The organism is Shigella sp. SIG3 (assembly GCF_053555855.1).
In genome coordinates, this window is the sequence record NZ_JBQZXE010000167.1 from 1 (window position 1) to 5,981 (window position 5,981).

Below are 5,981 nucleotides of genomic sequence, written 5' to 3' on the forward strand. Positions count from 1 at the left end.
CCGTCGTGCCAGAAAATTAAATAAGCAGATTAATTTTTTAATTTATTGTTTCTAAAAAGATTATATCTTTATGTCCGTAAACGGAGATTTCCCGCAAAGCCGATTTACCGATAATGAAATATCGCCTTTTATAAGGATATCTAAGATGCGTAAAACAGTGGCTTTTGGCTTTGTCGGTACCGTGCTGGATTATGCCGGACGCGGCAGTCAGCGCTGGTCAAAATGGCGTCCGTCACTCTGTATATGCCAGCAAGAATCGTTGGTCATCGATCGACTGGAATTATTGCACGATGCCCGCTCGCGCTCGCTATTTGAAACGCTTAAACGCGATATCGCCAGCGTTTCGCCAGAAACAGAAGTGGTGGGCGTTGAGATTGAACTGCATAACCCGTGGGATTTCGAAGAGGTTTACGCCTGCCTGCATGATTTCGCCCGTGGTTACGAGTTTCAGCCAGAAAAAGAAGACTATTTAATTCACATCACCACCGGCACCCACGTCGCGCAGATTTGCTGGTTTCTGCTGGCGGAAGCGCGTTATCTACCCGCCCGGTTGATACAATCTTCAACTCCGCGCAAAAAAGAACAGCCGTGCGGCCCAGGTGAAGTGACGATTATCGATCTCGATTTAAGCCGTTATAACGCCATCGCCAGCCGCTTTGCCGAGGAACGGCAGCAAACGCTCGATTTCCTCAAATCCGGTATTGCCACGCGTAACCCCCACTTCAACCGCATGATTGAGCAGATCGAAAAAGTGGCGATTAAATCCCGCGCGCCGATTCTGCTTAACGGCCCGACCGGCGCAGGTAAGTCATTTCTGGCGCGACGCATCTTCGAGTTAAAACAGGCACGGCATCAGTTTAGCGGCGCGTTTGTGGAAGTGAACTGCGCCACCCTGCGCGGCGATACCGCGATGTCGACGCTGTTTGGTCATGTGAAAGGCGCGTTTACCGGGGCGCGGGAATCTCGTGAAGGATTATTACGCAGCGCCAACGGCGGAATGTTGTTTCTTGATGAGATTGGCGAACTGGGCGCAGACGAACAGGCAATGCTGCTGAAAGCTATTGAAGAGAAAACCTTTTACCCGTTTGGCAGCGATCGCCAGGTGAGCAGTGATTTTCAGCTTATCGCCGGAACGGTGCGCGATTTGCGCCAGCTGGTTGCCGAAGGCAAATTCCGCGAAGATCTGTACGCGCGGATCAATCTCTGGACCTTCACCCTGCCGGGTCTACGCCAGCGCCAGGAAGATATTGAACCGAACCTGGATTATGAAGTGGAGCGCCACGCCACACTCACTGGTGACAGCGTGCGTTTTAACACCGAAGCGCGGCGTGCCTGGCTGGCCTTTGCAACATCTCCCCAGGCTACATGGCGCGGTAACTTTCGCGAACTTTCTGCCAGCGTCACGCGGATGGCCACCTTTGCCACTAGCGGACGCATCACTCTGGACGTGGTGGAAGATGAGATAAACCGTCTGCGCTATAACTGGCAGGAGAGCCGCCCCTCCGCGCTTACGGCGTTGCTGGGCGCAGAGGCAGAAAACATCGATCTCTTCGACCGTATGCAACTGGAACACGTTATCGCTATCTGCCGCCAGGCAAAGTCGCTTTCTGCTGCCGGACGACAGCTTTTTGATGTTTCGCGCCAGGGCAAAGCCAGCGTCAATGACGCGGATCGGCTACGCAAATACCTGGCGCGTTTTGGTCTGACGTGGGAGGCCGTGCAGGATCAGCACAGCTCCAGTTGAATATGGTGGTCCGTCAGCACCTGCATCACGCTTACTGGCGGCGGGGCGTCGGTGTAGACGGCATCAACCATGCTGATGCTCCCCATATTGACCATCGCATTACGGCCAAATTTTGAATGGTCAACCACCAGCATAACGTGGCGCGAGTTCTCAATAATGGCGCGCTTGGTACGAACTTCGTGGTAATCGAACTCCAGCAGCGAGCCGTCGCTGTCGATGCCGCTGATCCCCAGAATGCCGAAATCAAGGCGGAACTGGGAGATAAAATCGAGCGTCGCTTCGCCAATGATCCCGCCATCGCGGCTACGTAATTCGCCACCGGCGAGAATAATGCGGAAATCTTCTTTTACCATCAACGTGTTAGCAACGTTGAGATTGTTGGTGACAATGCGCAAATTGCTGTGATTGAGCAGCGCGTGCGCCACCGCTTCCGGCGTGGTGCCGATATCGATAAACAGCGTCGAGCCATTGGGGATTTGCTCCGCCACTTTGCGGGCGATGCGCTCTTTTTCTTCGGTCTGGGTGGCTTTACGATCGTGCCACGGCGTGTTAACCGAACTGGAAGGCAGCGCCGCGCCGCCATGATGGCGCAGGATCAGGTTTTGCTCTGCCAGCTCGTTGAGGTCGCGGCGAATAGTCTGCGGGCTGACGGAGAAGTGCTCCACCAGTTCCTCGGTACTGACATAACCCTGCTGTTTAACCAGTTCGATAATACCGTTGTGACGTTGTGTTTGTTTCATTTATAAATCCCTGGAATTATTTTCGTTTTCGCGCATTGAGCGAATCAACAAAAGCCATCGCTAAACCCACGGCTAATCCGGCGATGTGTGCTCCGTTCGCCATCGACATCCCAAACAAATCAAACCATCCGGCGACAATCCAGATCAGCGCAAAGATAATTAACCCACGTTGCAGGTAAATGCCACTTTGCGGATCGCGTTCGCCACGTAGCCAGACGTAGCCCATCAGCGCATACACCACGCCAGAAAGCCCGCCAAACCACGGCCCGCTGAATTTTTGCTGCACATAGCCGCTTAACAGGGCGCTGATAAGCGTAATGACAATTAGCTTACCGCTACCGAGGCGTTTTTCCACCGCGCCGCCGAGATACCACCACCAAAGCAGGTTAAAGAGGATATGCATCAGCGAGAAGTGCATTAACGCGTGGGTGAAGTAACGCCAGAACTCAAATTTCAGTGTTGGATCGAATGGCCAGGCCAGCCATAACATCACTTCCTGATCGCCGAGAATTTGCATGGCAATAAACACCACCACGCAGGCGATCATCATCACCCAGGTCACCGGACCTGCGCGTTCACGCAAGGCAGCAAAGAAAGGATAACGGCGATAATGCAGGCCACTGCCGGTATGGCCTGCCAGCCAGCTGGCCGCCAGATAACGCGGATCTGCCGGGTTTTCGAGAAAACGCGCCAGCTCCGCCCGCACGCGCTCGGCCTGGGACTCATCCGCCAGCCAGACATCGCTTTGGTTATGTTGTTGAATCGTGAGGATAACACCCTGCGTCGCCATGTAATCAACAAACGCCTGCGCCACGCGGGGGTTAGCAAAAGAGGTAATCATCAACATCGTTGCTGTCGCTTATTCCACACAAAAGGGGACAGTATAAAGCGTTACGCGCCGTACGCCACCTCTGCGGGAAACTGTCGCTGCCAGGCTTCAAAGCCGCCGTCAATGCTATAGACCACATCGTAGCCCTGTTGCAGCAGATACTGCGCCGCCCCTTTGCTGCTATTGCCGTGATAACACATCACCATCACCGGAGTGTCAAAGTCGTTATCACGCATAAACGCGCCCAGCGTGTCGTTGGTTAAATGGAAAGCCTGCACCGCATGCCCCATAGCGAAACTCTGTGGATCGCGAATATCGACCAGCACCGCCTCTTTTTCCTGCAACTTCTGGTGCGCGTCGGCAACGTTAATACATTCGAACTGATCCATGCGTCTCTCTTTCTTTACAAACAAGTGGGCAAATTTACCGCACAGTTTACGTCGAAGCGGCAGATAAACGCCATAATGTTATACATATCACTCTAAAATGTTTTTTCAATGTTACCCAAAGCGCGATTCTTTGCTAATATGTTCGATAACGAACATTTATGAGCTTTAACGAAAGTGAATGAGGGCAGCATGGAAACCAAAGATCTGATTGTGATAGGTGGCGGCATCAATGGTGCTGGTATCGCGGCAGACGCCGCTGGACGCGGTTTATCCGTGCTGATGCTGGAGGCGCAGGATCTCGCTTGCGCGACCTCTTCCGCCAGTTCAAAACTCATTCACGGTGGCCTGCGCTACCTTGAGCACTATGAATTCCGCCTGGTCAGCGAGGCGCTGGCTGAACGTGAAGTGCTGCTGAAAATGGCTCCGCATATCGCCTTCCCGATGCGTTTTCGCCTGCCACATCGTCCGCATCTGCGCCCGGCGTGGATGATTCGCATTGGTCTGTTTATGTACGATCATCTGGGTAAACGCACCAGCCTGCCGGGATCAATTGGTTTGCGTTTTGGCGCAAATTCAGTGTTAAAACCGGAAATTAAGCGCGGATTCGAATATTCTGACTGTTGGGTAGACGACGCCCGTCTGGTACTCGCCAACGCCCAGATGGTGGTGCGTAAAGGCGGCGAAGTGCTTACTCGGACTCGCGCCACCTCTGCTCGCCGCGAAAACGGCCTGTGGATTGTGGAAGCGGAAGATATCGATACCGGCAAAAAATATAGCTGGCAAGCGCGCGGCCTGGTTAACGCCACCGGCCCGTGGGTGAAACAGTTCTTCGACGAGGGGATGCATCTTCCTTCGCCTTATGGCATTCGCCTGATCAAAGGCAGCCATATTGTGGTGCCGCGCGTGCATACCCAAAAGCAGGCCTACATTCTGCAAAACGAAGATAAACGCATTGTGTTCGTGATCCCGTGGATGGACGAGTTTTCCATCATCGGCACCACCGATGTGGAATACAAAGGTGATCCGAAAGCAGTGAAGATTGAAGAGAGTGAAATCAATTACCTGCTGAAAGTGTATAACGCGCACTTTAAAAAGCAGCTAAGCCGTGACGATATCGTCTGGACCTACTCCGGTGTGCGTCCGCTGTGTGATGATGAGTCCGACTCGCCGCAAGCCATTACCCGTGATTACACCCTTGATATCCATGATGAAAACGGCAAAGCACCGCTGCTGTCGGTATTCGGCGGTAAGCTGACCACCTACCGAAAACTGGCAGAACATGCGCTGGAAAAACTGACGCCGTATTATCAGGGTATTGGCCCGGCGTGGACGAAAGAGAGCGTGCTGCCGGGTGGTGCCATTGAAGGCGACCGCGACGATTACGCCGCTCGCCTGCGCCGCCGTTACCCGTTCCTGACTGAATCGCTGGCACGTCACTACGCGCGCACTTACGGCAGCAACAGCGAGCTGCTGCTCGGCAATGCGGGAACGGTAAGCGATCTCGGGGAAGATTTCGGTCATGAGTTCTACGAAGCGGAACTGAAATACCTGGTGGATCACGAATGGGTCCGCCGCACCGACGATGCCCTGTGGCGTCGCACAAAACAAGGCATGTGGCTGAATGCGGATCAACAATCTCGTGTGAGTCAGTGGCTGGTGGAATATACGCAGCAGAAGTTGTCGCTGGCGTCGTAAATTAACGTAAGGTGATCAGGTCAGATTTCAATCTGGCCTGAGACTGATGACAAACACAAAACTGCCTGATGCGCTACGCTTATCAGGCCTACGTGGTTTATGCAATATATTGAATTTGCATGGTCTTGTAGGCCAGATAAGACGTTCACGTCGCATCCGGCATGAACAAAGCGCACTTTGTCAAAAATCTAACCTACTTTTTAATTCAGGGAATTACCGCAAAGCCCACGCCATCATACCCAACGTAACAAAACTCAGGCACGTTCCCCACTCGCCCCGAGAAAAATAGCATTAATGCGCCCAGCGTCAGCATAAAAATATTGAGCAGAAGGTAAATTGTTGGCGTAAAGAGTAAATTGCAAACCTCAGGAATAGCGGCAAGCCCAGCCCCCAGCATGGCAATAACCGCTGCAAAAAATTGCGTCAGTATTGGGATGCCGAAAAAAGTCATTACCAGCGAGGTCAAAATCCATTTTCTATTTTGCATTATTCTTTCCATTCTTTCTGAATGGCGAAATTATACTCCCCTTGCCCCTTCTGGACACTTTTCCGAAATGATGGCGAAAAAAACGGGACCCTTTGGC

6 protein-coding genes are annotated in these 5,981 nt (G+C 52.8%); 2 read left to right on the forward strand and 4 right to left on the reverse strand.

From position 1 onward, the window contains the following. Positions 1-145: 145 nt before the first annotated feature. Entirely contained in the window at positions 146-1,744 is a 1,599-nt protein-coding gene (gene rtcR, locus ACUU1I_RS19120; RefSeq protein WP_001232886.1) for a DNA-binding transcriptional regulator RtcR, read from the forward strand. Here the strand turns inward: rtcR and ACUU1I_RS19125 are convergent. From ACUU1I_RS19125 to glpE, 3 genes are read right to left on the reverse strand one after another with little or no spacing between them, the layout of a single operon-like run. Beyond that, entirely contained in the window at positions 1,726-2,484 is a 759-nt protein-coding gene (locus ACUU1I_RS19125) for a DeoR/GlpR family transcriptional regulator (protein ID WP_000815099.1), read from the reverse strand. The genes rtcR and ACUU1I_RS19125 overlap by 19 nt on opposite strands. A 16-nt stretch (positions 2,485-2,500) precedes the next feature. Beyond that, positions 2,501-3,331: a rhomboid family intramembrane serine protease GlpG gene (gene glpG, locus ACUU1I_RS19130; RefSeq protein ID WP_000928716.1), complete on the reverse strand. Its 831-nt coding sequence runs from the start codon at positions 3,329-3,331 to the stop codon at positions 2,501-2,503. Positions 3,332-3,375: 44 nt separating this feature from the next. Continuing rightward, positions 3,376-3,702, reverse strand: coding sequence for a thiosulfate sulfurtransferase GlpE (gene glpE / locus ACUU1I_RS19135; protein WP_000371928.1), 327 nt, complete (start codon positions 3,700-3,702; stop codon positions 3,376-3,378). Positions 3,703-3,891: 189 nt separating this feature from the next. Here glpE and glpD point away from each other — a divergent pair, with 189 nt between their 5' ends. Further along, entirely contained in the window at positions 3,892-5,397 is a 1,506-nt protein-coding gene (gene glpD, locus ACUU1I_RS19140) for a glycerol-3-phosphate dehydrogenase (protein WP_000448109.1), read from the forward strand. A gap of 205 nt (positions 5,398-5,602) precedes the next feature. Here the strand turns inward: glpD and ACUU1I_RS19145 are convergent, their stop codons facing one another. Further along, complete coding sequence (locus tag ACUU1I_RS19145; protein ID WP_001181211.1) at positions 5,603-5,884, reverse strand: hypothetical protein; 282 nt, start codon at positions 5,882-5,884, stop codon at positions 5,603-5,605. Positions 5,885-5,981 lie beyond the last annotated feature (97 nt).

Coding starts and splice junctions, on each gene's coding strand:
- rtcR (WP_001232886.1), top strand. CDS start 146: ATGCGTAAAACAGTGGCTTTTGGCTTTGTCGGTACCGTGCTGGATTAT.
- ACUU1I_RS19125 (WP_000815099.1), bottom strand. CDS start 2,484: ATGAAACAAACACAACGTCACAACGGTATTATCGAACTGGTTAAACAG.
- glpG (WP_000928716.1), bottom strand. CDS start 3,331: ATGTTGATGATTACCTCTTTTGCTAACCCCCGCGTGGCGCAGGCGTTT.
- glpE (WP_000371928.1), bottom strand. CDS start 3,702: ATGGATCAGTTCGAATGTATTAACGTTGCCGACGCGCACCAGAAGTTG.
- glpD (WP_000448109.1), top strand. CDS start 3,892: ATGGAAACCAAAGATCTGATTGTGATAGGTGGCGGCATCAATGGTGCT.
- ACUU1I_RS19145 (WP_001181211.1), bottom strand. CDS start 5,884: ATGCAAAATAGAAAATGGATTTTGACCTCGCTGGTAATGACTTTTTTC.